Source organism: Streptomyces sp. NPDC055287 (genome assembly GCF_053646035.1).
The window spans coordinates 1-25,045 of sequence record NZ_JBSHNE010000031.1; the positions used below are offsets into that span (position 1 = coordinate 1).

General features: G+C 69.3%; 19 protein-coding genes and 5 pseudogenes. 14 read left to right on the top strand and 10 right to left on the bottom strand.

Annotated elements, in window-relative coordinates:
• Positions 1–82: 82 nt before the first annotated feature.
• A pseudogene (locus ACWIHY_RS31275) lies at positions 83–1,813 on the bottom strand (PHP domain-containing protein); the annotation flags it as partial.
• Positions 1,814–2,225: 412 nt separating this feature from the next.
• Here ACWIHY_RS31275 and ACWIHY_RS31280 point away from each other — a divergent pair.
• The gene (locus ACWIHY_RS31280) at positions 2,226–2,831 is read left to right on the top strand and encodes a dihydrofolate reductase family protein (protein WP_454379430.1); all 606 of its coding nucleotides are present in this window, start codon (positions 2,226–2,228) and stop codon (positions 2,829–2,831) included.
• A 477-nt stretch (positions 2,832–3,308) separates the two neighbouring features.
• Here the strand turns inward: ACWIHY_RS31280 and ACWIHY_RS31285 are convergent, their stop codons facing one another.
• Entirely contained in the window at positions 3,309–5,735 is a 2,427-nt protein-coding gene (locus ACWIHY_RS31285; protein ID WP_454379432.1) for a SpoIIE family protein phosphatase, read from the bottom strand.
• A gap of 277 nt (positions 5,736–6,012) precedes the next feature.
• Positions 6,013–6,117 (bottom strand): annotated as a pseudogene (locus ACWIHY_RS31290) (deoxyxylulose-5-phosphate synthase); the annotation flags it as partial.
• Between the two features lie 78 nt (positions 6,118–6,195).
• On the opposite strand from ACWIHY_RS31290, the gene ACWIHY_RS31295 reads away from it, so the two are divergent.
• From ACWIHY_RS31295 to ACWIHY_RS31305, 3 genes are all read left to right on the top strand, one after another.
• The gene (locus ACWIHY_RS31295) at positions 6,196–6,360 is read left to right on the top strand and encodes a hypothetical protein (protein WP_454379434.1); all 165 of its coding nucleotides are present in this window, start codon (positions 6,196–6,198) and stop codon (positions 6,358–6,360) included.
• 65 nt (positions 6,361–6,425) lie between these two features.
• Entirely contained in the window at positions 6,426–6,665 is a 240-nt protein-coding gene (locus ACWIHY_RS31300) for a hypothetical protein (protein ID WP_454379435.1), read from the top strand.
• Positions 6,665–7,039, top strand: coding sequence for a toxin Doc (locus ACWIHY_RS31305; RefSeq protein WP_454379436.1), 375 nt, complete (start codon positions 6,665–6,667; stop codon positions 7,037–7,039). Before ACWIHY_RS31300 ends, ACWIHY_RS31305 begins: the two co-directional genes overlap by 1 nt.
• 497 nt (positions 7,040–7,536) lie before the next feature.
• Here ACWIHY_RS31305 and ACWIHY_RS31310 read toward each other — a convergent pair whose 3' ends face one another.
• Both ACWIHY_RS31310 and ACWIHY_RS31315 read right to left on the bottom strand, forming a co-directional pair.
• Positions 7,537–8,772, bottom strand: coding sequence for a PP2C family protein-serine/threonine phosphatase (locus ACWIHY_RS31310; RefSeq protein WP_454379438.1), 1,236 nt, complete (start codon positions 8,770–8,772; stop codon positions 7,537–7,539).
• Complete coding sequence (locus tag ACWIHY_RS31315) at positions 8,694–9,392, bottom strand: Imm21 family immunity protein (protein WP_454379439.1); 699 nt, start codon at positions 9,390–9,392, stop codon at positions 8,694–8,696. The genes ACWIHY_RS31310 and ACWIHY_RS31315 overlap by 79 nt, the downstream gene beginning before the upstream one ends.
• Before the next feature lie 66 nt (positions 9,393–9,458).
• Here ACWIHY_RS31315 and ACWIHY_RS31320 point away from each other — a divergent pair, with 66 nt between their 5' ends.
• The 3 genes from ACWIHY_RS31320 (at position 9,459) to ACWIHY_RS31330 (ending at position 12,620) form a co-directional block, all read left to right on the top strand.
• On the top strand, positions 9,459–9,836 hold the full coding sequence (locus ACWIHY_RS31320) for a hypothetical protein (protein WP_454379441.1): 378 nt from the start codon (positions 9,459–9,461) through the stop codon (positions 9,834–9,836).
• Positions 9,837–9,935: 99 nt separating this feature from the next.
• Entirely contained in the window at positions 9,936–12,284 is a 2,349-nt protein-coding gene (gene secD / locus ACWIHY_RS31325; protein WP_454379443.1) for a protein translocase subunit SecD, read from the top strand.
• Between the two features lie 87 nt (positions 12,285–12,371).
• Positions 12,372–12,620 (top strand): hypothetical protein, encoded by a 249-nt coding sequence (locus tag ACWIHY_RS31330; protein ID WP_454379444.1) that lies wholly within the window; start codon positions 12,372–12,374, stop codon positions 12,618–12,620.
• Positions 12,621–12,635: 15 nt separating this feature from the next.
• Here ACWIHY_RS31330 and ACWIHY_RS31335 read toward each other — a convergent pair.
• Positions 12,636–14,059: pseudogene (locus ACWIHY_RS31335) on the bottom strand (IS701 family transposase).
• A gap of 312 nt (positions 14,060–14,371) precedes the next feature.
• A complete protein-coding gene (locus tag ACWIHY_RS31340; protein ID WP_454379446.1) occupies positions 14,372–15,379 on the bottom strand; it encodes a DUF4041 domain-containing protein in 1,008 nt (335 codons plus the stop codon).
• Here ACWIHY_RS31340 and ACWIHY_RS31345 point away from each other — a divergent pair.
• The 4 genes from ACWIHY_RS31345 to ACWIHY_RS31360 all read left to right on the top strand — a co-directional run bounded on the left by ACWIHY_RS31345 (position 15,371) and on the right by ACWIHY_RS31360 (position 17,729).
• A complete protein-coding gene (locus ACWIHY_RS31345) occupies positions 15,371–15,673 on the top strand; it encodes a hypothetical protein (protein WP_240509186.1) in 303 nt (100 codons plus the stop codon). The genes ACWIHY_RS31340 and ACWIHY_RS31345 overlap by 9 nt on opposite strands.
• A gap of 643 nt (positions 15,674–16,316) precedes the next feature.
• Positions 16,317–16,790 (top strand): hypothetical protein, encoded by a 474-nt coding sequence (locus ACWIHY_RS31350; RefSeq protein ID WP_454379448.1) that lies wholly within the window; start codon positions 16,317–16,319, stop codon positions 16,788–16,790.
• A 75-nt stretch (positions 16,791–16,865) separates the two neighbouring features.
• Positions 16,866–17,033, top strand: coding sequence for a hypothetical protein (locus tag ACWIHY_RS31355; protein ID WP_454379450.1), 168 nt, complete (start codon positions 16,866–16,868; stop codon positions 17,031–17,033).
• 285 nt (positions 17,034–17,318) lie between these two features.
• A complete protein-coding gene (locus ACWIHY_RS31360) occupies positions 17,319–17,729 on the top strand; it encodes a DUF3732 domain-containing protein (protein ID WP_454379517.1) in 411 nt (136 codons plus the stop codon).
• Positions 17,730–17,956: 227 nt separating this feature from the next.
• Here ACWIHY_RS31360 and ACWIHY_RS31365 read toward each other — a convergent pair whose 3' ends face one another.
• Together ACWIHY_RS31365 and ACWIHY_RS31370 are read right to left on the bottom strand one after the other, a co-directional pair.
• Complete coding sequence (locus tag ACWIHY_RS31365; RefSeq protein ID WP_454379451.1) at positions 17,957–18,100, bottom strand: hypothetical protein; 144 nt, start codon at positions 18,098–18,100, stop codon at positions 17,957–17,959.
• Between the two features lie 461 nt (positions 18,101–18,561).
• Positions 18,562–19,957: pseudogene (locus ACWIHY_RS31370) on the bottom strand (S41 family peptidase).
• Positions 19,958–20,519: 562 nt separating this feature from the next.
• On the opposite strand from ACWIHY_RS31370, the gene ACWIHY_RS31375 reads away from it, so the two are divergent.
• Positions 20,520–21,989: an FG-GAP-like repeat-containing protein gene (locus ACWIHY_RS31375; protein ID WP_454379453.1), complete on the top strand. Its 1,470-nt coding sequence runs from the start codon at positions 20,520–20,522 to the stop codon at positions 21,987–21,989.
• 366 nt (positions 21,990–22,355) lie between these two features.
• Positions 22,356–22,634 (top strand): DUF6281 family protein, encoded by a 279-nt coding sequence (locus ACWIHY_RS31380; RefSeq protein ID WP_454379455.1) that lies wholly within the window; start codon positions 22,356–22,358, stop codon positions 22,632–22,634.
• Here the strand turns inward: ACWIHY_RS31380 and ACWIHY_RS31385 are convergent.
• The gene (locus ACWIHY_RS31385; RefSeq protein WP_454379457.1) at positions 22,621–23,634 is read right to left on the bottom strand and encodes a tyrosine-type recombinase/integrase; all 1,014 of its coding nucleotides are present in this window, start codon (positions 23,632–23,634) and stop codon (positions 22,621–22,623) included. The genes ACWIHY_RS31380 and ACWIHY_RS31385 overlap by 14 nt on opposite strands.
• 108 nt (positions 23,635–23,742) lie before the next feature.
• Between ACWIHY_RS31385 and ACWIHY_RS31390 the strand changes: the two are divergent.
• A pseudogene (locus ACWIHY_RS31390) lies at positions 23,743–24,958 on the top strand (helicase associated domain-containing protein); the annotation flags it as partial.
• Between the last annotated feature and the right edge of the window lie 87 nt (positions 24,959–25,045).

Sequence of the window (25,045 nt, forward strand, 5' to 3'; positions counted from 1 at the left end):
CCACAGGTGTTGTGATGCATAAACTCACCTACTAGGTCGCTGAGCAGCATCAACGTGAGACAGAACCCACGGCAACAGCATCGACCCCCAGAGAAGCCGCGTCCTCCTTGTCCGCCTGGACCATCGGGTACTGGCCGCCCTGTGTCGGCTGCACCGGCAGCCGGTCGAGCAGCGTGGAGTTGGAGAGGATGACACCGCAGGGGTGCATCGCGATTCCGCGCGGCAGTTTGTCCAGCCCTTCCGCCAGCTCCCACAGCGGCCCGTAGGAGGCCGCCTCGGCGGCGAGCGGCTTCAGCTCGGGGAGTTCGGCGAGTGCGCCGCGGATGTCGCAGGCGGGCAGGTGCGGGAACGACTTCGCGATCCGGTCGACGACCTGCGGGGCAACCCCCAAAGCCAAGCCTGCGTCGCGCAGGGCGTGGCGGGCACGGTAGGTCTCGGGCATGCCGGTAACGGCGACCCGCTCTTTCCCGAAGCGCTCGATGATGCGGTCGTAGACCTCCAGCCTTCGGGCGGACTCGACATCAACGTCGATGTCCGGCAGGGAGGCGCGCCGCTCGCTGAGGAACCTCTCGAAGAGCAGCGAGTGTTCGAGCGGGTTGGCTGCAGCGACGAAGAGGGAGTGGTTGACCATGGAGCCTGCGCCGGAGCCCCGGGCGGCGACTCGAATGCCCATGTCCCGGATGTCGGCGACGACCTGCGCAACGGCGAGAAAGTACGCCTCGAACCCGAGACGGCCGATGATGCCGAGCTCGTAGTCGAGTTGGTTCATCGCACGCTCGTCCAGGTCCAGGCCGCGGGCGACCATCCCGGCCTCGCACCGCTGGCGCAGCAGCCGCATCGCCCCTCCTGGACCGGACTGCGCGCCCACCACAGTGGCCTCGGGAAAGTGCGGCCCTCCGAGCCCGAGGTCGCGTGCGGGGTCCAGGACGCATGCGTCTGCGGTCGCGACCGTGTCGGCGATCAGCCGCTCCGCCCGGCGCGGAGGCGAGCCGGCGGCCGCGGTCATCCGCTGGGCTATCGTGATCATGTCGGCGGGGCCCTTGAGCCAGCGCTCGCCCCAGTCCAGCCGGCGTCGGTCGATCGGGCGCAGCAGGCGGGCCGCGTCCAGCACGTCCGCGATCCGGTGCTGCGCCGGGTCGGCGTAGCGGACCGCGTTGGACAGCACCGCCGTCACACCGAGCCGGTCTGCCAGCGAGAGGGTGTGCGCGGCCAGGCGCACCGATCCCGGACCGAGACCAGACAAACCCCAGCACACGACCTCCAGCCGCAGCGCGTCCCCGACGACCTCGCGCCAAGGAGCCAGGCGCCGCTCGGCGACGTCGGGCCGGCCGGCGGACAGCGCCCTCACCGGCTCCGAGGCGGGGCCGAGAAGGGCCGTCAGCCCCTCTCCCCCGTACCTGGTGATCGTCTCCCAGGACGCCGTAGGCGGCCTGCCGGCGGCAAAGCTGTCGGCGTGCGCGGCGGACACCAACCGGCACAGCCTCCCCCACCCGGCAGCGCTCTGCGCGAGAAACGTTGCCCGAAGCGGCGCCTGCTCCACGTGAGCCCCACCGCGTACGGGGGTCCGGCGCCGAGGACCAACATTCGTTGGTGCGTGGGCGGCGACGGCCAGGTCGACCCCGAAGACGGGGCGCACACCGGCAGCCATGGCAGCCTTCGCGAACCTCACCACACCGGTGACGGTGTCACGGTCGGTGAGCGCCAGCGTACCGATGCCACGCTCAGCCGCCCGGGCCACGAGAGCATGCGGATGGGAGGCGCCGTAGCGGGCGGAGTAGCCGCTGGCGACATGGAGGTGCACTCCAGTACCCACAGCTCACCTCCAACCCTCCCCCACTTTTCAGCCATCCTGACCTGAAATCAATGTATCGAACTAAATTCGAACAGAGCCAGTCGCCAGGGCCGGGACCTGTGCGTAATCGGTTGTTGTGACTGAGCGTTTCAGTTGGCCGCTGAGCGTTGCACTCGGCCCGGCTGAGCGTGACGGTTGGCCCGGGCCGTCCGCGGGTGGCGCCCCGCCGAGCTGTTCGGCTGCAGCGTCATGGGTTTCTCGCTGCTCCACAGCGCGGCCGATGAGTTTGTGGCTGGCCAGCCAGTCCAAGCTCGTGAGTAGTGGTCGGAGCGTCCCGGAGGACCGGGCGGCCATTCCTTTCGAGTCACAAACGACAACCCGCCATCAGCCACACGGTCCTCCCGGACCGCCTCACATTCATAGGGACACCGCCATGTCGGAGCTTCTCGTCGACTTCATCACCTCCCTCGACGGCCACGCATCCGGAGTGGGATGGCCCGGGTTCTGGGGCCTCGAGGGCCCGGAGTACCTCGCATGGCTCGGCGAGCAGCCCGAAGCCACCTACCTGATGGGAGCGAACACCTACCGCCTCATGTCGGGCTTCGCTGCAGGCCACGTCCCCAATGGCCAAGACGAGTTCAGGCCCGAAGAAGAGGCGTCCGTCGCCGAACTCACGCAAGCGTCCAAGGTGGTGTTCTCCTCCTCACTCGAGGAGCCACTGACGTGGGCCAACTCCACGCTCGTCCGCGACGACGCCATCGAAACGGTCCGCGCCATGAAGTCGAGTGGCTCCGGGCTCCTCAACACTATCGGCAGCCTCAGCCTGTGCCGGTCCCTGCTACGAGCCGGACTCGTCGACCGCTTCCGGGTCGTGATGTTCCCGGTGATCACCGGGGCCACGGGCGAAGAACGCATCTACGACGGCTATCCGGACGTTGCCCTCGAGATGATCGAGCACCGCACCTTCGACGGCCGCATTCAGCTGGTCGAGTACAAGCCCCGCGTGCTCGAGCACCCGCCGCTCGGCGTCCCTGCGTGACGTTGCCCCGTCCGCCGGTCCGGACGGCCGCCAGGCCGGCGGACGGCGGGTGCGGAGCAAGACCCAATAGAGGGCTTGCCAACGTCAGGGCGCCGAGCCGTCGCAGGTCAGCCCATGTACGCCCCTCCCGCAGTCTCCGCAAAGGTCCACCTTCCGGGTACGGATGCGCCACTGGACGTTTCCCAGGCAGCAGAGCCTCGCGGCGCCTACTTCCGGGAGAAGCGGACTTCTCCCAACCCGATCACGGCTCGGCCGCCGTCACCCCGCGTCGTCGTCGGCTGGATCCTCCAACGCCCCGAGACCCCCTCCCAGAAATCGACCACCTTCGGCTCAAGGCCGTCCTGGTCCACTGCCCCGAACTCGATGCCATGCGGTCTGCTTGAACAGGCGGAACGTGTGCTCGAACTCGAAGCGGCGGAGGGAGGACTGCCGGCAACGATCGACGTCCGGCGCCGTGGCGTACCGGTGTCGGACGATTTACAGCCCCAGCAGTGGCTGTTCGGTCCAGACGGTCTTCCCCTCGCGGGTATAGCGCGTGCCCCAGCGCTCGGTCAGCTGGGCCACCAGGAGCAGGCCACGTCCCCCCTCGTCAGTGGTGCGTGCCCGGCGCAGGTGCGGTGACGTGTGACTGGTGTCGGTGACCTCACAGATCAGAGATCGTTCACGGATGAGCCGCAGGGTCATGGGGCCACTGGCGTACCGGTAGGCGTTGGTGACCAACTCGCTGGCGATGAGCTCGGTGGTGAAGGTGAGTTGATCCAGGCCCCATTCGGTCAGCTGGGCCGTCGTCAGTGCCCTCGCCTGGGCGGCGGAGGTCGCGTCCAGCGGAAGTCGCCAGGAGGCGACGTTCTGCGGTGGGAGCACCCGTGTGCGGGCGATGAGCAGGGCGATGTCGTCGGCGGGGTGCGCGGGTACGAGGGAGTCGATCACCGCCTGACATGTCTGTTCCAGGGGGTCGGCGGGGCGGCTGAGCCCCGCGCACAGCCGTGCCAGAGCCGCGTCGAGGTCGACGTGCCGTTCACTGATGAGTCCGTTGGTGTACAGGCTGAGCAGGCTTCCCTCGGCCAGTTCGATGTCCCGGGCCTCGAACGGCAGGCCGCCCAGGCCGAGCGGTGGGCCGGCGGGCAGGTCGAGCAGGCTCACCTGTCCGTCGGGGGTGGTCACCGCCGGTGGCGGGTGGCCGGCGCGGGCCGCGGAGCACAGCCGGGAGACCGGGTCGTATACGATGTACAGGCAGGTGGCGCCGATGACCTGCTCGCCCACGGGCCGCTCACCGACTGCTTCTTGCTCGGCTGCCAGCAGGTTGACCAGGTCGTCCAGGCGGGAGAGAACCTCGTCCGGTTCCAGATCCAGGCTGGCAAGGGTCTGCACGGCGGTACGTAGTCGGCCCATGGTGGCTGCGGCGTGGAGGCCGTGGCCGACCACGTCGCCGACGACGAGCGCGACCCTGGCCCCGGACAGGGGGATGACATCGAACCAGTCGCCACCCAGCCCCGAGGCCGCTCTGGCGGGGAGGTAGCGGCGGGCCACTTCGACGGCCATTTGGTGGGGAACTGCCGTCGGAAGCAGGCTTCGTTGCAGGGTGAGCGCGGTCCGTTGCTGCTGGGTGTAGCGCCGGGCGTTGTCGATGCACACGGCGGCGCGCGAGGCGATCTCCAGGGCCAGTGTGAGGTCGTCTGCTTCGAACGGGTCAGGGCGCCGCGAGCGCCACAGGCTCATCGTGCCCAGCACCAGGCCCCGTGCCGCCAGGGGTACCACGATCAGGGAATGAACACCCAAGTCGGGAGCGTGGTCACCCTGGCGCGGTTCCCTGGACAACCAGTCAGGCGGAAGAACCGATTCCAATACGGCCCGCCCGTCGGCCAGGCACCTTGCTTGTGGGGTGCCGGGTGCGAACTCGAGCGGCTCCCCACCCGGGTGGAGCAGTTCGGGCTGCAGGGCCAGTGCGCTGCTCACCGCCACCCGTACGACAGGCTCCTCCGAGCCCTGCGCCGGCTCCTCGCCCCGCGTCACGGGTTGCGCCACGTCCACCGATACGTGGTCGGCCAGGTGAGGGACCATCACATCAGCGAGCTCCCAAGCCGTCTCTCCCACATCGAGCGTGGTTCCGATGCGGGTGCCGGCTTGGGCGATGAGCGCCAGCCGAAGCCGGGCCCGATGGCGTTCGGTGACATCCTCGACGGTCTCCGCCACTCCCAGGACCCGCCCGCCCGGGTCCTCCAGCCGGAAGGCCGAGACGGACGCTGCCCGCTCCCGTGCCGGATCCTGCTCCAGGCGGGTGTACTGCTCGGTGAAGAACAGTGATTTCCCCGTCTGCATCACCTGGCGCACCCGGTCCACGGCCTTGCGCGCGTCCTCGGCAACCAGCAACGCGCCGGTGGGCATTCCTTTGAATGACGCGGCCGGAACGCCGGTGAACCGTTCGATTGACCGGTTGACACGGAGAACTGTCATGTCGGGGCTGTGCACGACAAGGCCGATCGGGCACCGGCGGAACAGCCCGTCGAGAACCGCGCGGTCCCTCTGCCACTCGAGGATCTCCGCCGCCGGAGCCCCGACAAGGAACCACTCGCGGACATCGCCTTCGCGCAGGAGCGCACGTGCCCTGAACCCCATCTCCACGAGCCGTCCGCTGCAATGCCGCACAGCCAGTACGCCGAACCAGCCTCCGGCTCTCCTGCACGTCGCCGCGGCGTCCTTTGCGGCCGGCAGGTCGCGGGGATCGATCAGGACTTCGAGCGCCGGACGGCCTATCACCGCTGTCTCCGGGTAGCCGAGCAGCTCCCGCGCCCGCTGGCTCCATCCGACCACGGCTCCGCGGTCGTCGAGCACCGCCGAGGCGGCCAGGTGCAGAGCAAACGGATCATCCCGGCTCTCGCTGAGCACCGTCACCCGCTGGTCCACTGCTGGACACCACCTCTACTCGGCTACTGATGTTCTCCGCTGATACTGGTGCGCGACCGAGACTGGCGTGGCTCAGCCCGGAGCGGTCACTTCGCCGCGCCACAAGACCTCCGGAGCAAAAGATCCGGGTGATGCCATGGTGAGCCTATTGAACCCGGTCTGACCCGCCAGTCTTCCGGTCGCTGTGTCACGGCGTGGCGGCCGTCACCCGCACGGTCTCACCAGGGATCGGCCCTGCCCAGCTGAGCGTCCGAGTTGGCCGGTTGAGCGTTCGAGGTCATGGCCAGGGCACGTCACGTCGCACAAGTGCCTTGGCGACTGTTTCGCCACTGCGCCGGGCGTATTCCATCCGTTCCCGTACCTCCCGGAGAGTCCGGGGCCGCCTGATCAGACCGGAACCCCGCTCAATCGCGGATCACCCGCCTATACGTATGGCACAGGCGCCCGCGAGACGATCACCGTGGACGGCGACACCGTCAAGACCGGCCCCTGGTCCGCCAAGCCCCGCACCGAGCACCGCAGCGGCCGGTTCGACACGGAGCACGAACGTCGCGTGGCCGCGCTTTTCGACGTGACTGGACCGACGTGGCCCCCGCCTTTCCCCGAGCCGCCGGGCCGCGCCTGACTTGGATGAACGGCACCCTGCCCGACTCCTGGCCGCATCAGGTACCTAGTAGGTACCATCACGGTATGCCGTCCTTGAACATCACTTTCACCGACGAGGAACTCGAAGCGGTCCGCGCTGCCGCGGCCGCCGAGGGCAAGTCCCTCAAGCAGTTCGTCCACGACCTGCCTCTGCGGGAGCAGCAGCGCCTGCAGTTCGTCCGCTACGCCGTCTCCTGGAGCGAGACGCATCGCGCCGAGTTCGACGACGCCTTCCCCGACGAGATGCCCCCCACAGAAGCCCAGCGGGGAGCCGAAGCCGCCTGATGGTGCTCTACATCGACGTCCCCTGGCTCCTGGACGTCCAGGACCAAGTCGTCCCCGAAGACCTGAGCGTCGCCGACTACTCCGCCCTCGTCGCCGCCGTCGCCCGCCACAAGACCCGCATCCCCCGACCGGCCACCGCCGAACCCGACCCCGCCTGGCGCGGCGCCGCCCTGCTGCACACCCTGGTCCGCCTCCAGCCGCTGCCGTACCGCAACAGCCTGTACGCCTGCCAGGTCACCGCCGCCTACATGCACGCATCCGGGGAAGGCATCGATGCCCCGTACGGCGCCATGGTCGACCTGGTCCGCGACATCCAGGCCGGCAAGACCAGCGTCTACCAGGCAGCTGACCGCATCCGTACCTGGCGCATCTGACAGTCCGCCCCTCCAGCGGGAACCGGCGCGCGCCCGCCAGCGGGCGTCGGTCTGCCCCGCCGTGGGAGTGGAACGCGCGGGTGTGAAAGCTCCACCCCACTCGCCGTCAGACGCCGACGGCCGATACTGGCCAGGTGTCTGGCCAAACAGCGACCAATGTCCGGCTGCTGCCCTGCGCCCTCCAGGCTCTGCATCGTCACGGGGCGGCTGCCCCGCAACAGGAGACGTGGGTGGCCGAGGGCAGCCCGTCGCCCGGGCGTGGCTGAACTCCTCGCTGAAGGTCCCGGCGGTTAAGGAGCCTCGGCGAAATCCGCCCTCTCTCCGCAATCCTCACTCGGTCGACTGAGGATTGCGGAGAGAGGAGTGGGTGACGGGTCGGGTTGGCGGATTCTGTTGAGCCTGTTGTGCCACTTGAGTTACGCCAGGTGATCGATGTCATGCAGCGGCAGCGGTTGCGCCAGGACCTTCAGGATTGACCTGGCGGCCTCGGCGCGCTGTCAGAGGCGCACGACGATCAGTGCGATGTCGTCGAGGGCGCCGCCGGCCACACCGAGGCGGGCCAGCAGGGCGTCGGCGAGGCGGTCGGGGCTCAAGCGGACATGATCGCAGAGGGCGTCGGTGAGCCGTTGCAGGCCGACGTCGATGTCCTCATCGCGGCGTTCGATGAGCCCGTCGGTGTACAGGACGAGGATGTCACCGGGGGTGTAGGACAGGGTCGCCTGGGGACGGGGGACGTGTTCGGGGCGGGCGCCCAGCGGAGGGTCAGTGGCCTGGTCCAGCAGGTCGCAGGTGCCGTCGGCGTGCACCAGGACGGGTGGGAGGTGACCGGCGCTGCTGTAGGCGATCCGCTGATGGCGGGTGTCGATCACGGCATTGACGGCGGTGGTGGCCACCGCGCCTTCGACCGAGCGCGCGTACAGGCCGAGGACCTCCAGCGACTTGGCCGGGTCATGCGAGGCCCGGACGGCGGCGCTCAGCGCGCTGCGGAGCATCCCCATGACGGCGGCGGCCTCCAGACCGTGACCGACGACGTCGCCGACCGCGACGCCGAAGGAGTCGTCGGTCAGATCCACAACGTCGTACCAGTCGCCGCACACGTTCAGCGACCCAACCGCGGGCAGGTAGCGCACCGCGACGTTCCGGTGCCGGTCCAAGTCGGGCGAGTGCAGCATGGCCTCCTGCAACGCGACGGCAACCTCGCGTTCCCGGGCGTGCGCCTGGCGCAGTTCCTCGTTCAGCCGCTGCAGCTCCCGCGCCCGCGCGTACAGTTCAGCCTCCATCACCTCCCGCCTACCCAGCGGCCCTACAGTCGGGCTGGGCGGGCGGGAGCGGACGAACTCGGTCACGTCCTCCACCCGGTGGATGATCCACGCCACCTGCCCGTCCGGCCCGAGAACGGGGGTGTTGATCGGCGACCACCACCGCTCCTCGAACACCCCCGGTCGGGAGGGGACGGGGATGTCGTACTTCTGCACCGCCATCGTGTCCGGCTCCCTCGACTGCAGGACCCGGTGCAGCGAGGCGCCCAGGTGCCATACCCCGTCGGCGCCCGCATCCGCCGGATTGTCCGGAAAGGCATCGAACAGGTACTGGCCGACCAAGTCCTGCATGCTGCGACCGGTGGCGCGCAGGTAAGCGTCGTTGACGCCGACGATCACCAGATCCGGGTCCAGCACCAGGTATGGACTGGGCGTGGCCGCAAACAACGCCTTGTAGTCAATGTTCGGTCCCACAGGCTGACAACAGTCCCTTCCGCTGATCGTAGAGATGCCTCCCACCGCCAGTGCCCCAAGCAGTGGGCTTGGCCGTTGTCGTCGAGGTCGTGAGCAGGACGGCGACTCGCCGACTCCGCCTGAGGACCCGGGGAGACAGCCGCGGCCGTCACCGTGAGCTGCCCGAAGCTGCCGGTGAGCAATGAGCTCACCCGTGGTGCACCTGCCCCCACCCTCACGCGTGCGGCTGCGCGGCGCGACACGACCGTGGTCGGACACCGAGGTATGGGCGGTTTCAAGATTCGATGGGCAGAATCTGGACCAGGCCGACCCAGTTGTCCTCGTCCGCCTTGGTGTGGGTGGCATGGACCCTCCAGCGGCTGGCGGGTAGCGGGACCGATGCCTGGGCGGGCATCCCGCCGCCGGGAGAGGGCTTCGGCGGAGTCCATGAGCGTGGCTGGACCGTCCGACACCCATGTGCCGCACTCCTCCCACTGGGTGGCCGCATCTGCGAGGACAGCCCTGGCCGCAGCTTTCAGCTCGGCGCAAGTCTGGGGCGGCGAACCGGCTGGGTTTCGCGCTGTTGCTGAAGTTCTTCGGCAATCGAAGAACTGCCGAGGAACACGGAACGGACCGGGCACCCCATACGTTCAGCAGGGCGGGGCCACGCCGTGCGCACCCGACGAGCACCGAAGGGATGGGGGCGCGTGCCGCAACAGAGCCGCTCCGCGCGCCTGGCCGCATCCGCGCTGACCCTGGTCGTCACCGTCCTCGCGCTGTTCGTCCCGATGGCCGGGGCGCAGGGCATGCCCATGCCCGCCGACAGGCCGCTCGCCCACCACACGGTGGCGGCGCACGCCGGACAAGGGGCAGGACCGGACGACGTCCCGGCGCTGCATGTCGCGGTCACGCACCGACCTGACGCCCACATCCCGGGCCCGCAGCCTGCGGGCCCCGCGCGTACGGCCGTCGACACGGCCCCGCGCCGCGCCCTGGGCGGGCCCGACACGGGCCCCGCCACCGCACTCGCGCCGCCGCGCAGGCCGGCCGAGTCCGCCGCCCCGCGCGGCCCGCCCCACCGATGAGCACGCAGACCGTCATCGACGCCTGACCCTTCTGACCCGGCGCACACCGCGCAGGGCCGGTCACGCGTCCCTCCGTCCTGCCCTCATCGTGGAGTACGCATGTCTCGCGCACCCTTGTCCCGCCCACCCTTGTGGAGGGCGATCGTCGCACTGGCGGCCGTCGCGCTGTCCCTCTACATCGCCCTCACCCAATCCGCCCGCCTCGGCCTCGATCTGCGCGGCGGCACCCAGATCGTCCTGGAGACCCGGGACTCACCCACCGTCAAGGCCGACGCCGCATCCACCGACCGCGCTCTGGAGGTCCTCAGGCAGCGCGTCGACGCCCTCGGCGTCTCCGAACCCGGCATCGCCCGCTCCGGCGAGAAACGGATCATCGTCGAACTGCCCGGAGTGCAGGACCCACGCAAGGCCGCCGAGGTCATCGGCCGCACCGCACAGCTCACGGTCCACCCGGTGACGGGGGCGACGGCCGACAAGGGCTCCGCGAAGCCCGAAGCCGACGGATCGCGCACCCTGCCCGACCCGGACCAGCCGGGCAACCACCTGAAGCTGGGCCCCACCGCCCTCACCGGCGAGGGGGTCAAGGACGCCGAGGCGGTCCTGGACCAGCAGTCGCTCAACGGCTGGATGGTCTCCCTCGACTTCCGCAAGAGCGCGGGCGACACCTGGGCGAAGATCACCTCGGACGCGGCCTGCGCGCCTCAGGGCGCTCCGGAACGCCGCGTCGTCATCACCCTCGACAACAAGATCATCTCGGCGCCCGGCGTCAACGCGGACGTGGTGTGCGGGACCGGTATCACCGGCGGCTCCACGCAGATCAGCGGCGACTTCGGCCGGGCCGAGGCGCGCGACCTGGCGGCGCTCGTGAAGGGCGGCGCGCTGCCGGTGCCCCTCGACATCGTGGAGCAGCGCACGGTCGGCCCGACGCTCGGCGCCGACGCAATCGAGGCGAGCACCAAGGCCGCGCTCATCGGCATCGCCCTGACCGCACTGTTCATCACCGTCGTCTACCGGCTCCTTGGCGCGCTCGCCGCCTTGGCCCTCGCGCTGTACGGCCTCATCTCGTACGCCGCTCTGGTGGCGCTCGGCGCGACGCTCACGCTGCCGGGGCTCGCCGGGTTCGTCCTGGCGATCGGCATGGCGGTGGACGCGAACGTCCTGGTCTTCGAACGCGCCAGGGAGGAGTACCTGGGCGTCCGTTCCAAGGACTTGGCGAAGCCGGTGAAGACCGGCTTCGCGAAGGCATGGAGCGCGGTGATCGACTCGAACGTGACGACGCTGCTCGCCGCGGGATTGCTGTTCTTCTTCGCCACGGGCCCGGTCAAGGGCTTCGGGGTCACCCTGTGCATCGGCGTCCTGGCATCGATGCTCACGGCGCTCGTGATCACCCGCGCGCTCGCGGACTTCGCCGTCGCCCGCAGCTTCGTACGCAAGCGCCCCGGTCTGACAGGCATCGCCTCGACGGGCCAAGTCCGCACATGGCTGTCCCGCCGCAACCCGAACCTGGTCCGCCACCGTCGCCGCTGGCTCGGCGCGAGCGCACTCCTGGTAGCGGTGGCCGTCGCAGGAATCTTCATCCGCGGCCTGGACTTCGGCGTGGAGTTCACCGGCGGCCGCCTCGTCGAGTACAGCACCAGCAGGTCCGTCGACGCGGACACGGCCCGGAACGCCGTGTCCGACGCGGGGTTCCCGCGCGCGGTGGTGCAGGAGTCCGGCGACGGCGACATCACCGTACGCACGGAGAAGCTCACCGACGACGAACAGCAGCGCGTCAAGGCGGCCTTGGAGAAGCCCGGCGGAACCGTCACGGTGGAGCGTGACGAACAGACCGGCCCGAGCCTCGGCAGCGAACTGCGCCAGAAGGCGCTCCTAGCCCTGGGCATCGCGGTGGCCGCCCAACTGATCTACCTCAGCGTGCGGTTCCGCTGGACCCTGGCGGCAGCGGCAGTCTCTGCGATGGTCCACGACGTCCTCCTCGTGGTGGGCCTGTTCGCCTGGCTGGGCAGGCCGGTGGACAGCGTCTTCCTGGCGGCGCTGCTCACGGTGATCGGCTACTCCGTGAACGACACGGTGGTCGTCTTCGACCGCGTCCGCGAAGCGCGCCGCCGAGACCCACGAGGCAACCTGGAGAAAACGGCCAACCACGCGGTGGTCCAGACACTCCCGCGCACGGTGAACACAGGCATGGGAGCCCTGCTCATCCTGACCGCACTGGCGGTACTGGGCGGCGACTCGCTGGCGGACTTCTCCGTGGCGCTGATCGCGGGCGTCCTGGTCGGCATCGCCTCGACCATCTTCACCGCAGTCCCGATCGCGATCGCCCTGGAACACCGCAACCCGCCACCACCACCGGCACGGGGCCACCGCGCCGCGAAGGAAGTCCCTAACGGGTACAGCCCGTTGGAGGCGCGGAGGAAGAAGGAGAGGGGGACGGGGGCAGTCGTCTAGGCCCGAGGACAGTCCTGAGGCCGAGGGCAGCCTCCATCACACGCCGACCGGGCCTCCACGGAGCTCCGACAACCGCGGCCACGCTCCGTGGAGGCCCGGTCGGGAGAGAGCCTGCTGAGCGCGCACTCACCCCGTCTGAGCGCGCCGTTCCTGCACCCGCTGCGTCTGACGCTGCCGCCCGGATGGCGCCGGGCGGCCCAGAAGCTGGGCTGCGTCCTCATCTTCGCGGGTGACGACCTGGGGCTCTGGCCGAACGCCGACGCGGGCCGGTCGGACAACCTGATGGAAACCGTGTCCGCCGCCGTCGAGCGCGTGGGTCTAGCGGTGGTTTGTTAGACGGGGATGTAGAGGTCAAGTGGGTGGCCTGCGCCGACGGCGTTGATCAGTGCTTGGAGTTCGGGCGGTGGGGGTGCATTCGTCCAGGCGCGCCAGCATCGCTGGAGGTTGGTCCAGGGAGCGAGCCAGGCGCGGACGGCTCGGATTGCCTTGGGCCAGCTGGCCGGTTGGGGCTGGTGGGGTCTGCTTGGGCCCCCTCTCAGCCGGTCCCGGCGGCGTCGGGGCGGGCGGGAGCGCAGGGACGGGGGCGGGTTCCCGGTCCGGCGGATGAGCGAACCAGGTGTCCCAGCAGAACGAGAACGCGCAGGTGACCAGTGTCTGGTGGCGGCGGATGGCGGTGTCGGAACGGACCTGGAAATCGGCCCAGCCTAGTTCGTCCTTGACCTGTTTGTAGCTCTGCTCGATCCAGTGCCGGATGCCGTAGATCCGCACGACTTCGTGCAGGTCAGCGGCGGGATGAGGGTTGTCGGCCTCACGGGGGCCGCCGGGGCGGGGCAGGTCGGTGGCCAGGTACCAAGTTGCCTGCGCGGGCAGGATGGCCGGGTCGGTGGTGGCCACGACCAGGCGGACGTTTCCGTCCGGACCCCACCAGCCGAGGTGGGCGTCGGCGGCCCACCAGGTCTCGGTGTGCCCGTCCCGAAAAGTCCGCTCAACCGCGGTCCAGTCCCCGGGATGCTCGGGATTGGTCCAGGTCAGGGCGCGTGCGGCGTCGACGGGGGTGTAGGCATCCTTGCCGTAGGCCCACGTGCCGTGGCTCGGCTTGAGGGCCATGACGAACGGCAGACCCGCCTCGCCGAGTTGCCGGCGGAAGCCGTCCTGGTCGCCGTAGGCGCAGTCGGCGGCCACGGCCCGGAAGGCCACCCCGGCCGTCTTGGCGGTGCGGGCAAGTTCGGCTGCGATCTGCAGTTTCGTGCGGAAGCCGGGGTCGCTCTTGCCGGCGGGGAAGTGACGGGCGGGGCTGTAGGGCACCGCGTGGAGCGGGTAGTAGAGGCTCTCGTCGGCCCAGCAGGTCGTCACGGTGACGATGCCGTTGTCGGTCTTGCCCAGTCGGCCCAGCCACTGCCGCCCGACATGCGCGGTCGCGGTCCCGTCCTTGCGGTCACCCGAGTCGTCTATCACCAGTACCCCGCCCGCGTGCGGCTCGGTCGCCGGGTCGGCGAGCAGCAGTTCCACCCGGCGGGCGTTGATCTGCTCGTGGTCCCAGGTCGACTCGGAGAGGAAGAACTGCAGCCGCTGCACCGCCGGGTGCTGGGATCCGGCCACGGGCTCGGCGCCGGCCAGGCAGGTCAGGGTCTTGTTGCGGTCCCGCGGCAGCAGCAGCCCGGCGAGGTACTCACGGAACCCGCGTCGCTGGGCCAGCGTGGAGAGCTGTCATCGAAGCGTGCGGCGTAGGCTTCCAGCGGGCCAGGAGCCGGCGGGCACGGCAGACGACGGGTCATCACAACCCCCAGGCAGCGAGGCGACTTTCCTCTCTACCGGCCTACCCCAACGCTGACCCGCCGTCAACAAACCACCGCTAGGCGACGTCCTGGTTACGGGGTTTTCTACCAACCGCACGGGGGCGTCGGCGGTCTCCTGCTCGAACTGGGGCATCAGCCAGGTGTAGGTGTCCGTGTGGCTCGCGATCACCCCAACCGGAGAAGTGACCGCTCACCTCGCGGCGGGAAGTACCTCCAAGGTCACCTGGATCAGTCTGGATGGCGCCGCCTGCCGTCTGGACGCACCCGACGAGGTTGACTGAGTCGAGCCCGTCACCGCCCGGCAGCGGTCTGGCTGGCCCTCCATTCAGGAGCCTCGGGCGTGTCCTGGAACTCCAGGAGGTGCTGTCCGGCGAGCCGCTGCAGGGCGGCGCGTACGTCTGCCGGTGTGACGTAGAAGAACTCCCGGCGTAGGTTTACCCGGTTGACGCGGCGGGACTCGAACTCCTGGTGCAGGCGGCGTTCCAGGCCGACGGCGTCCTCACTGAAGATCAGGGCGTGTACGTCGAAGCGGAAGGGGACGGACGCGTCCCCGAGTTCGATGACGCGGTCCATGGGATCGAGGCGCCGGGTCATACCGATCTTGACCATGCGTTCGCCGAACGCTCCGACGTTGGAGATGACGTAGACGTATCCGGCCCGGATGTTGGCCTCGCGGGCCTCGACCGTCTCCAGTTCGGCAACCAACTCGGCGAGCTTTCCTTCAAGTTCGGCGATGGCGGCCTCATCGCCGGTGCCGGAGCGCAGGCGGCGCAGGGCGCCCTCGTAGTGGCTGCGTTCCTTCTCCAGCCGCTGCCGCTCGCGCTCGATCTCGCGCTGCAGGCGCTCCTCCTCGCGCTGCTGGGCTCGTAGCTCTCGCTGCTCCTCCCGCTCGGTCTCCTTCCTCACCAGGTAGTCCGCCGTCAGCTCCAACTCCTCGACCCGCAGCTGGTGGTAGTCATCGCCGATGCGGATCTGCATGGTGGCGCCGAGCCGGGCGATCGACTCCCGCGTCTTGCCGAGCCGGTCGATCAGCGAGTCGAGCCGGTGCGGCTTCATGCCGCGCACTGCGTTGTCCGCCTCGGCGTTGTACGCGCGCAGCATCAGCTTGGAGAAGTCACGGACCATCTTGCGGCCCTTGGCAGCTGAGCCGTCCACCATCCAGTACTGGTTCCCGAGCACTGCCCGATCGTCCCTCGCCAACTGCTTGTAGCGGGCCTTGAGACTGTCGAGCCGGTCCTTGTAGGCGAGCGCGTCGGCGAGCGGATGGCGGTACTCGTAAATGCCGGCCTCTTGCAGCATCCGCGTCTCATCGGTGAGCACCAGATCCCGGCACGCGGCCGTGAGGCGCTGTTCGGCCTCCGCCGTCTGGCGAGCTATGTCGTCGGCTTGTCGGCGCACGTCAACCAGGGACTGCGCGGCGCTCTCGGCGGCGTGCTCTATCTTCTCGTCGAGGAGAGCGTCGATCCGTCCGATCTCTTGGAGCTTCTCCTCATGCGCGCGGCGCAGTCGCTGCTGCTCGGCGGCTATCTGAGCGCTGTCGGCTCCGATGAGACGACTCAATTGCTCCGTCAGGTGACGGTTGTCTTCCTGTAGTCCGCGTACCCGTGTTTCCATCAGCGCCAGCTCGCCCGCAAGACGCGCCGCCTCGGACTCCGCTTGCTTACGGCGCCGGCCGAACAGACCCCCACCTGTGGCCGGGACCGTCGCCTGGGGACCGTAGGGGGACTGCTGAGGAACGGGTGCGCTCGGCTGCGGCACGGCCCCTTCCGGGATCCAGATCTGCCAGCCTGGGGGTGTGGGCCATGCGGGATCCGGTTCCCAGCCCGGTGGCGGGCTCCACCCCTCCGGCGGGGCGGGCCAGGTGGGCGGCGGGTTGAACCGGTAGGTCATGGGGCAACGACTCCTGTCGCGAGGGCGAGAGACGGCCGGCGTAACCCCGATGCCGTCCGGCAGCCAGCGGGCCGAGTCGAACGTACTCGGCCTTGTAGACCTTCGTCCTGCCATCTCCTGTTTTTGGCCCTCCTGGCAGCAGATCCGACGAGGTGGGTGAGCCGCAGGGAGCCGTTAGACTCCGGCCGCTGTCAGGACGGCCCTCCGCCGGCAGCGAAGTGCCCTTCGTCCTCGAGGGACCGGTGCAGCGCCCCCGGGCACGGCCGACCCCGCACTCTTCTGCTTCCAGAACCAGGACGAGATCGCAGCCTCCCATGCCCTGTTCCACCGCCAGACCGAGAACGGCATGGCGCAGGCCATCAAAGACACCCTGCCCTACTTCCTCGGTGCTGCCGGCCCCGAGCAAGCTCTTCGGCAGCACCGTCTCGGCGACGCCAGACGCGAGGTACGCGCCGCGCAGCGCAAGCTGGACGCCGCTCTGCGACAGCGCGAGGTCTTGGACACCAACGGCATCGCCTTGCTGAGACTCGCGCAGAGTGAAGGGCTTCTCCGGGACGTTCCCGCAGCCCTCGACGCCGACACGGTGCACGCTTTGCTTCGAAAAGCGCTCACCGTACCGCCCCTCGCCCCGATCAGCTCCGACGTCGGTGACCGCCGTCAAGAGCTGAATGAGGAGCGTCGGACGCTGCGGGCACAGCCTCAGGAATTCGATGCCGCCCTGGCCACCGTCGACCGTTGGCAGCGCAGAAGCTTCGACTTCTCAGGAGAGCTCCACTGTCAGGTCGACCGGCTCAAGACACTCACCCCTTCTGGGGCCTGAACGGGATCACGACACCGACGTCTGCCCCATGGGCACCCAGCCTCCGAACACCCGGACCCGTCAGTCCGGGACATCGTGAGGCTGACGGACCGGCTCTCGGAGGAACTGGAACAAGCCGCCGGAGTTCAACCCGTCCGCCAAGAGCATCGCCAGGCCCTGCAAGCGCAGCGTGACAGCCTCGTCGAGCGGCTGAAGACGAACGGCGCGCTCATGAAGGAGCTGATGGCGAGCGACGAAACATGACTCGCCTGCAAGAACAGCACCTGCGAGCAGCGCACCTCCAAGGGCGCAAGGCACAGACCCTGGCTCATGACCGCAGGCCCACCGACGACGTCGGTCAGCTGCGCAACGCGCTGGCATCCGCGCAAGAAGTCGTGAGCGTGCTCGAAGAACGCACGGCCAATGACGACGTGCCCGCCGAGACGGAGCGCCGTCTCGCGGATATCGCGGCTGACATGACCCCATGGGCGCGCCGACTTCAGCTCGGACAGTCCACAGCTCCGAACGGCAGGCATCAGCTTCAACAGCCTGAAAGTGGTCATCCGGCGCCCCCAGGGACGACTGGCGCAGGAACGCGTGGGCAGCGCCAAGAACTACATCGGCTACCACCTCGTGGCCCACCTAGCCCTGCACACCTACCTACGCCGCCACCACAGGCCTGTTCCGAGCTTCCTCGCGCTCGACCAACCCACACAGGCATTCTTCCCATCCAAGCCCCGTGACGCGTCCACTGTTCCGGACGCCGACTGGTCCACCGTCACCGAATACTTCCGGCTCCTCCACGACGTCACGGAACTCAACGAGGGGAAACTTCAGATCATCGTCTGCGACCACGCCAATCTCCCCGACGACTGGTTCCAAGACGCCGTGATCGACAACTGGAGGCCCGAAAACGACGGCACACGCAACGCGCTCATCCCCCCAGACTGGCTCACCTGACACCCCGCCATCGAGCCTTCCCTGCGACAAGATCGCCCAGATCGAAGCCCAGCGGAGAAGAAGCAGTCCCGCGTCTTCCTGGGCCTACCCAGCCTCTCCCAGCTCACCGCGCGCACCAGCGAAGCCACCAAGTAGCTGCCGCGTGGTCGCGGGGAGAGACCCCCACTTCCCCAGCCGGAGGACGAGCAGACCGATGAGGAATGAGGCACGCCCGACCCGGGCCGGAGTCAGCTGCGCCTGGGCTCCGTGGCGTCGCCGGGCGCCGGCGCTCCAGTGGCCGCGGGCGCGGCCTCGGCGGCAGCAGCAGCGGCGCGGCGCTTGCTCCGCTTGTCGTGGGCCAGGGTCCCGGCGATAGCGGCACTGGCGACCACGCCGCCAATGATGACGCCTCGACCGGTGTAGAAGCACCGCAACGCGAGAGGGCCGCCTCGCCTGCTGGCTTCCTTTGCAAGTTCCGCGTAGGCCCAGGCCATGACGCTCCCTAGTTCATGTCGCTCGCTCGGGGATGGGTCGATGATCGCAGGACGCCGGGGCGCGGGTGCGTGTGGGGTTGGCCGGGGCCCGCGCGCTCGGGGTAGCGCGGGCCCCGGCAGGGGCAGCAGCCCGCAGGGTCCGGTCCTGTCAGCGGGCCCTGGGCCGCCCTCCAGATCTAGGGCCTCGGCCGCACCGACGCGACCGGAAGCAGGCAGCCCGCCTACGGCGATCACTCGTCCGAGCGGTCACCGTGCTGTCCTACCAAGCAGCCGTCACCCTCGCATCGCTCCTGATGTGGCGTGACACTTTCACGACAACTCCAGGCCGGCGGGCCGGGGCGTCTGCGGAAGGATGCGTCCTAGTCCCGCGCCGTCCTAGTCCGCAGGACCTTCACGGCCCGGTCGAAGGCCGAGTCCTTGTTCTGGTCGAACTCCTCTGCGGTGAAGACCGGCTCGGTGAGGTGCGGCGGGATGCCCCGCGCCGTCGAACGTCCTGCCCGACCGGGTCAGCAGCTCCTCGTTCGGCAGCCAGACCGACATGCCGTTGGGGAGCTTGCGCACCATGACGTCCGAGAAGACGCCCTGCGTGGGCTGCCCGATCCGCACGGTCCGGCCGGGCCGGTCCATGAGGGCCTGGGTGAAAGTCTCTCCCGCGCTGACGGTCGAGCCGCCGGTCAGCACGGCGACCGGTCCGGTGTAGCGGGGGCCCTGGGCGGGCGTGACGTACAGAGGCTGGGGGCGCGTGTGCCGCGTGGGGTCCGCGGGATCGTTGCGGGCCCGCTTGGAGTAGGCGAGGTAGGGGGTGTCGGTCAGCCGCCCGGCGATGTGGAGCCCCATGGCGTCGGAGCCGCCGCCGTTGATCCGCAGGTCGATGACCAGGCCCTTCAGGTGCCAGGTGCGCTCCTGGCCGAGGACCGTATCCAGCGCCTTGTCGAGCTCGGCCAGCTCGGCGGCGTAGGAGGCCCCGCGGCCCGCGTAGCCGCCGAAGCCGGAGATCCGCAGGTAGCCCTGCCCGCCGGGGAGATCGGCGTAGGTGATCCGCCCGGCGGCGAAGTCCTGGAGGTTCCGGGCGTTCTTGAGGTCGCGCTCCACGACGAACTTCTTGACCTTGGCGTCGAGCTCCCCGTCGGGCCGGACGGTGCCTGGGCGGACCTGCGCGAAGGCCCGGTCGGGGTCACCGTCGCCGTCGCCGTCGACGTCCCAGACGGCGACGTGGGCGTCGTGGAGCGGCTCGACCATCTTGCTGAAGACGGCGAAGAGTTCGCCCGGGGTCGTCCCTTCGTGGACCGTGGGCCGGTACCGGTCACGTACGGCGTGCCAGTCGACGCCCTTGGCAGCGAAGAAGGGGTAGTTCTCCTCGAAGGACTGCCAGAAGACGTCGAAGGAGGCGAGCGGGCCCCCGGGGGCGGAACGCTTGCAGGCGTCGGGCAGTTCCGTCATCCGGCGCAGGTTCCGTTCGCCGACGTCGCCGTCCAGCCGTACGGAAGCGCGGTCGCGGTCCCCGCGGGTGCGCACAGTGAGGACGGTGCGTCCGGGCGTGGTGTAGGCGCCGGGGCCAGTCCGCTGTGCGGTGTCGCCCGCGATGCAGCTGACGGCTGTGGTCTGGTACTCCCGGAGGGTTCCGTTCCGGATGGACAGCACGGTGCCGTAGCCGTCGGTGCGCCAGACTCCGTCGGTGGCCGGCTGGTGGGCGGTAGCCGGCGCGGCTGCGCCGACGAGGGCCAGGGCGACGGCGGTGGCCGTGACGATGCGCACGATCTTGCCTTCTCTGTAGGCGACTTGCTGGATACCGCCCCACCGTCGCCGACACGGGATCCACCGGGCCATCCGGCTGTCCAGCCGATCGGGGGTGGGGCCAGCCCCCGCTACCCGCGGTACCCGGGACCACACCTCGTGCTGTGACCGGGCAGGTTCGCCGGTTGAATACGCTGAGCGCCCGCAGCGGCGGACGATGAGGGGGCATGACGCGGAGACACACCGGCGCAACCGTGGCCGGCGAGGCGGCCGGCCATCGGGCTTTCACCTACCGCGCAACACCGTCGAAGGACCGGCTCAAGGCCTTCCGCGGCATCGCAACCAGGTATGAGAAGGCCACCGCTTCCTACGAAGCAGCGGTCAGCCTGCGTCGCTCCTACGCTTGGCAAGATCGCTTTGAAGACGGCCCCTGCTGCATAGTTCGTACAACCCTTTCACCGGGTCATGGGTCTTCTGTGCGCCGACGGCCTCGGATCCCGCGCGCACCACGGGATCCGGAGGAAAGCGGCCCCCTATTGAGTGGGATGTCCCCACGGCATCCTTCATGCTGCAGGAGAGTCACGTGCATAAACGCTTCGGAACCGTCGTAGCCACCGCCTCGGCCGCCGCGCTGACCGGTGGTCTACTGACGCTGGCTGCTGCTCCCTCGAACGCTGCCTCCTCGAGGTACGCCGACGACTTCAATGGCGACGGGTTTCGCGATCACGCCGTATCTGCACCGGGTACCGAGGTCGGAGGGCATGGTGCGGCCGGAGCGGTAGTGATCACCTACGGTTCGGCCGGCGGACTCCAGAGCGCCAAGACGCAGGTGGTCACTCAAAGTTCGAACGGCGTTCCCGGTGCGTCCGAGAAGGACGACTACTTCGGTGCCGTCACCGCAGCAGGCGATTACAACAGTGACGGCTTTGCGGACCTGGCCGTCGGCGCTCCCCACGAGGACACCACCGCCGGTCTGGGCTCGGGTGAGAACAGCGGGGCCGTCACCGTGCTGTGGGGTGGGAGCGGGGGACTGTCCGGCGGCACTGCTCTGGAGATACCTGCGCTCGACTACCCGGCGGGCTTCGGAAAGGTGCTCACCGGCGGAGACTTCGACGGAGACGGCCGCCACGACCTCGCGGTCGGCCAGAGCCAGGACAACTACGTCTTCTTCTACCGCGGAGGAACAGTCAAGACCAGCCAACTCGGTGGCCGCAACGGCTTCGAAGTCACGTCCATGACGAAAAGCTCCACCGGAATCGAGTCGCTGGCGTCGGGTGACGTCAATGGCGACGGCACTGACGACCTCGTGATCGGTGGTGACAACAATGACACCAAGGACTACTTCAAGCAGGCCCTCTACCTGTCCCCGCTCGAACCCGCCCGGCGGACGTACGCGGGCGACGTGTCGCACGGCGCCACGGCAGCGGTCGCAGACGTGGACGGCGACGGCTACGCCGATATCGTGACCGGCCACCCCCGCGACCCGCATTCCTGGATGCCGGGCACCAGCCTGGGCGGCAACGTCACCCTGACCTACGGCACATCGAGTGGTCGTGACACCTCTCGCCCTCCCGTGACGATCACACAGGACACGGCCGGCATCCCCGGCGCATCGGAGGCCGAGGACTTCTTCGGTTCCGCAGTGGCGCTCGACGACATCGACGGGGACAACAGGGCCGACCTCGCCGTGGGCGCCCCCGCCGAGTCGATCGGCTCGGCAGAAGGCACGGGCTCGGTGACAGTGATCCCCGGATCTGCCGGGGGTCTCGCCACCGCGTCCGCGTACGGGTACAACCAGGACTCAGCAGGTGTCCCCGGAGCGGCCGAGGTGGCCGACTACTTCGGAGTCGCCCTGGCTTTGAAAGACACCAACGGCGACCGCAAGGCCGATCTCGCCATCGGCGCCTCCGGAGAGAACGGCGATGGCGCCCTGTGGTCCCTCAAGGGACGCGCCCCGAAGCTCACCACCACCGGCGCGGTCAGCTTCGGAGCAGCCACCATCGGTCTGCCGACCAGCGGATACCCGGACTTCGGCTCCTCGATCGCACGCTGACGCCTGCACCCCGCGTCGCGTCTGCTCATCGCAGACATCGGCGCGGGGGCATGGTTTCTTCGGTGAACCGCGCCACCCTAGTGTGCGCCGGAGATCCGTTGGCAGAAGCGGGCGAGGCAGCAGGCTGGGGGCGGGGCCGACTCAGCCCCCCCAGCCGGCACGCCGAGTGCGGACCTTGGTCCTCGCAGCATCCACTGAGCCGGAGCTGATGCTCCAGGAGGAGGTGTACCGATGAAACCGGTACTCCCATTCGAAAGAGGTAGGCACCTGTGGGTACTGCTTGCGGCAGCCGGCGCGACGTTGTCCGCGGGCTGCGCGGACGGATCGAATGACGGCGGTGGGTCCGCGTCGTCCTGTGCGTTCCTGGTGGAGTACGACAAGCGTACGTACATCGGCACCGATAACACCGACATCCCCGTCGGGGACAAGCTCGGCGCCGCAACCCGTCCGCCGTGCGACGACACGCCGAACGATGATTCCGACGGCAGGACGAAGGCCTCGTCCACGACCGCGTACACGGTCGAGGGCGTGGACCCCACCATCGCTGTCGCGGTAGGCGACGAACCTGGTGATGTCCGCCTGGTCGTCATCGACTCCGACACGGAGCTCCCTGCCGAGGTCAAGAAGCTGATCAACGGCTCCTGACGGGACGAGTCTGCAACTTTGGTGCTGCCCGAACGGTGGCACCGGAGTCTTCGGTGTTGTGGTCCTTCTCGCGGTTCCAGCCGGCGATCAGGGGTTGAGCGACTCGGCGGGGGCCACCGAGGAGAAGGCGGGCTGCCGGGCGGCGCAGCCGCTCGGCCGTGAGATTGAGGGCGACGTCCGTGTACAGCGCGACCAGGTCGGCGGTGACCGGCAGCATGCGGGAGAAGCGGGACTTCGCCAGGGCCCGGTTGGGGTTGTCGGTGCGGCGGCGGACATGCACGTGCGGGCCCTCAATCCCGCAGCCCGCCGCGCGCGAGGAGGCCAGCAGGTGCATGTCGCCGCGGTGCAGACCGAGCGCCTCGCCGATCCGCAGACCGGTACAGGCCAGCAGCGCGATCAGGAAGCGGTCCCGCGCTCTCGGGGCGGTGACGATCATGTGGCGGATCTGCTCGTCGCTGAGGTCCTCGTAGCCCGGCTCAGCGATCCTGAAGCGGAACGAGGCCGCCTGTACCTCGCGCCGCTGGCCGAACTCGCCTGTATCGAAGCCGGGTGGAGTGAAGCGCAGCAGCTTCGGCTCCGACAGCAAGGCGGTCGTAGTGGCCGGCACCCAGCCGTGCGTAGCACCGAAGCGGAGGAACTCCGCGACCACCGTCATCACCGCGTTCGCCGTCGCCCGAGAACGGAACCGGGCCGGCCCCGGCCGGGCCTCATTGCTGCGGGACGGCAAAGGCGCCTCGATGAGCCACTGCTGCAGCCCGGCAAGCCCAAGGAAGCCCGGCGTCATCCATTCCACTCGCCGCATCAGGCAGTAGTTCAGGTAGAGGGCGACTCTTCCGGCGTAGACCCGCTCGGTATTCGGCGAGCAGTCCCGGGCCCGCAGCGAAGCAAGATAGGCCACCGCCTCGGTCTGCAGACTGTAAGTCCGTGAATCGACCACCACCCACCGGGTCACCCCGGTTGCTGGAGAGACAGCCCGTTCCCCTACGTAGATCCGTTCCACGTGCCGAACGTAACCACCACTCCCCCACCCTCACCCCGAGATCGTCACGCAACCATTCCCGCAGGTGACAACCCAAACAAACATCCCTCGCACTCCAACCACCCCTAGATAAAGGGCCTCCGCAGTCATGATGACCGCCTGGTCGAGCAGCTCGCCTCCCGCGCCCTCACCAGCGGCCAGCGCAAGGTCCACTTCCAGCGCGACGAAAACGGGCGGATCGTCGGCGCCGGCGGCGAGGGCGAGGACCAAGAGGACGGCGCCGACGCCGACGCCGAGTCGGCCCTGCTCCACTTCTCCAGCCCGCGGGACGCCGCCACCATCGCCGCGTTCCTGCGCACCCGGGTCTACCGGCCCGAGTCGCTGGTGTGGCTGGAGGGCTACCAGGCCCTGATCCGGTGGCGGAAGGAGAACGAGATCACCGGCCTCTACGCCGTGCCCTACGACGTCGAGGTCGAGGTCGGCGTCACCACGGACTTCCCCCTCGGGCGCTGGGTGCATCAGCAGAGGAAGGCGCTGCGGGCCGGGGAGCTGGAGGAGCGGCGCAAGACCCTGCTGAACGCACCGGAAGCCGGCATGGTCTGGGAGCCGGGCGAAGAGGCGTGGGAGAACAAGCTCGCCGCGCTCCGGTCCTACCGGCGGGCCACGGGGCACCTCGCGCCGCGACAGGACGCCATGTGGGGCGAGGGAGAAGCGATGGTGCCCATCGGGCAGCACATGGCCAACCTCCGACGCAAGGGCGGCCTGGGCAAGGACCCAGCGGGCGGAGGAGCGCGCGAAGCAGCTGGCAGCGGTCGATGAGGACTGGAACTGCCCGTGGCCGCTGGACTGGCAGCGGTACTACCGCGTCCTCGCCGACCTGGTCGACGCCGACGGCAGCCTGCCCGAGATCCAGCCCGGGGTGCTGTTCGAGGGCGATGACATCGGGCGGTGGCTTCAGCGGCAGAAGAACCCGGGCACCTGGGCGCAGCTTCTTCCCGAGCAGCAGGAGCGGCTGGCGAAGCTGGGCGTGCAGCCCGCTCAAGCCTCGTCTCCCGCCCCGGCGGCCGCGCGCGCGACGAAGGGCCCGAGCAAGGCGCAGCAGGCGTTCCAGCGGGGCCTCGCGGCCCTCACGCAGTGGATCGAGCGGGAAGGCACGGACCGGCCCGTGCCGCGGGGGCACAGCGAACAGATCACGGTCGACGGCGAGGCGGAGCCGGTGACCGTCAAGCTCGGCGTATGGATCTCCAACACCAAGGCCCGGCGCGACAAGCTCGATGCCGAGCAGCTCGCCGCCCTCGCCGAGGTCGGCGTGCAGTGGGCGGGACCGGTGCCGGCCGGTCGCTGAGCCGGACCGTACGAGGTCCCGGGCCACGATGCCCGGGACCTCGTGGGTGGGCCGTGCTGCAACGCGGTGATGCAACAGCGGCCCCGG

Bases quoted from the DNA above. Each gene is read 5' to 3' on its own strand.
- ACWIHY_RS31300 (WP_454379435.1), top strand. From the start codon at position 6,426: ATGCCGTCCTTGAACATCACTTTCACCGACGAGGAACTCGAAGCGGTC.
- ACWIHY_RS31350 (WP_454379448.1), top strand. From the start codon at position 16,317: ATGGCGCAGGCCATCAAAGACACCCTGCCCTACTTCCTCGGTGCTGCC.
- ACWIHY_RS31280 (WP_454379430.1), top strand. From the start codon at position 2,226: ATGTCGGAGCTTCTCGTCGACTTCATCACCTCCCTCGACGGCCACGCA.
- secD (WP_454379443.1), top strand. From the start codon at position 9,936: ATGTCTCGCGCACCCTTGTCCCGCCCACCCTTGTGGAGGGCGATCGTC.
- ACWIHY_RS31305 (WP_454379436.1), top strand. From the start codon at position 6,665: ATGGTGCTCTACATCGACGTCCCCTGGCTCCTGGACGTCCAGGACCAA.
- ACWIHY_RS31340 (WP_454379446.1), bottom strand. From the start codon at position 15,379: ATGCTGCAAGAGGCCGGCATTTACGAGTACCGCCATCCGCTCGCCGAC.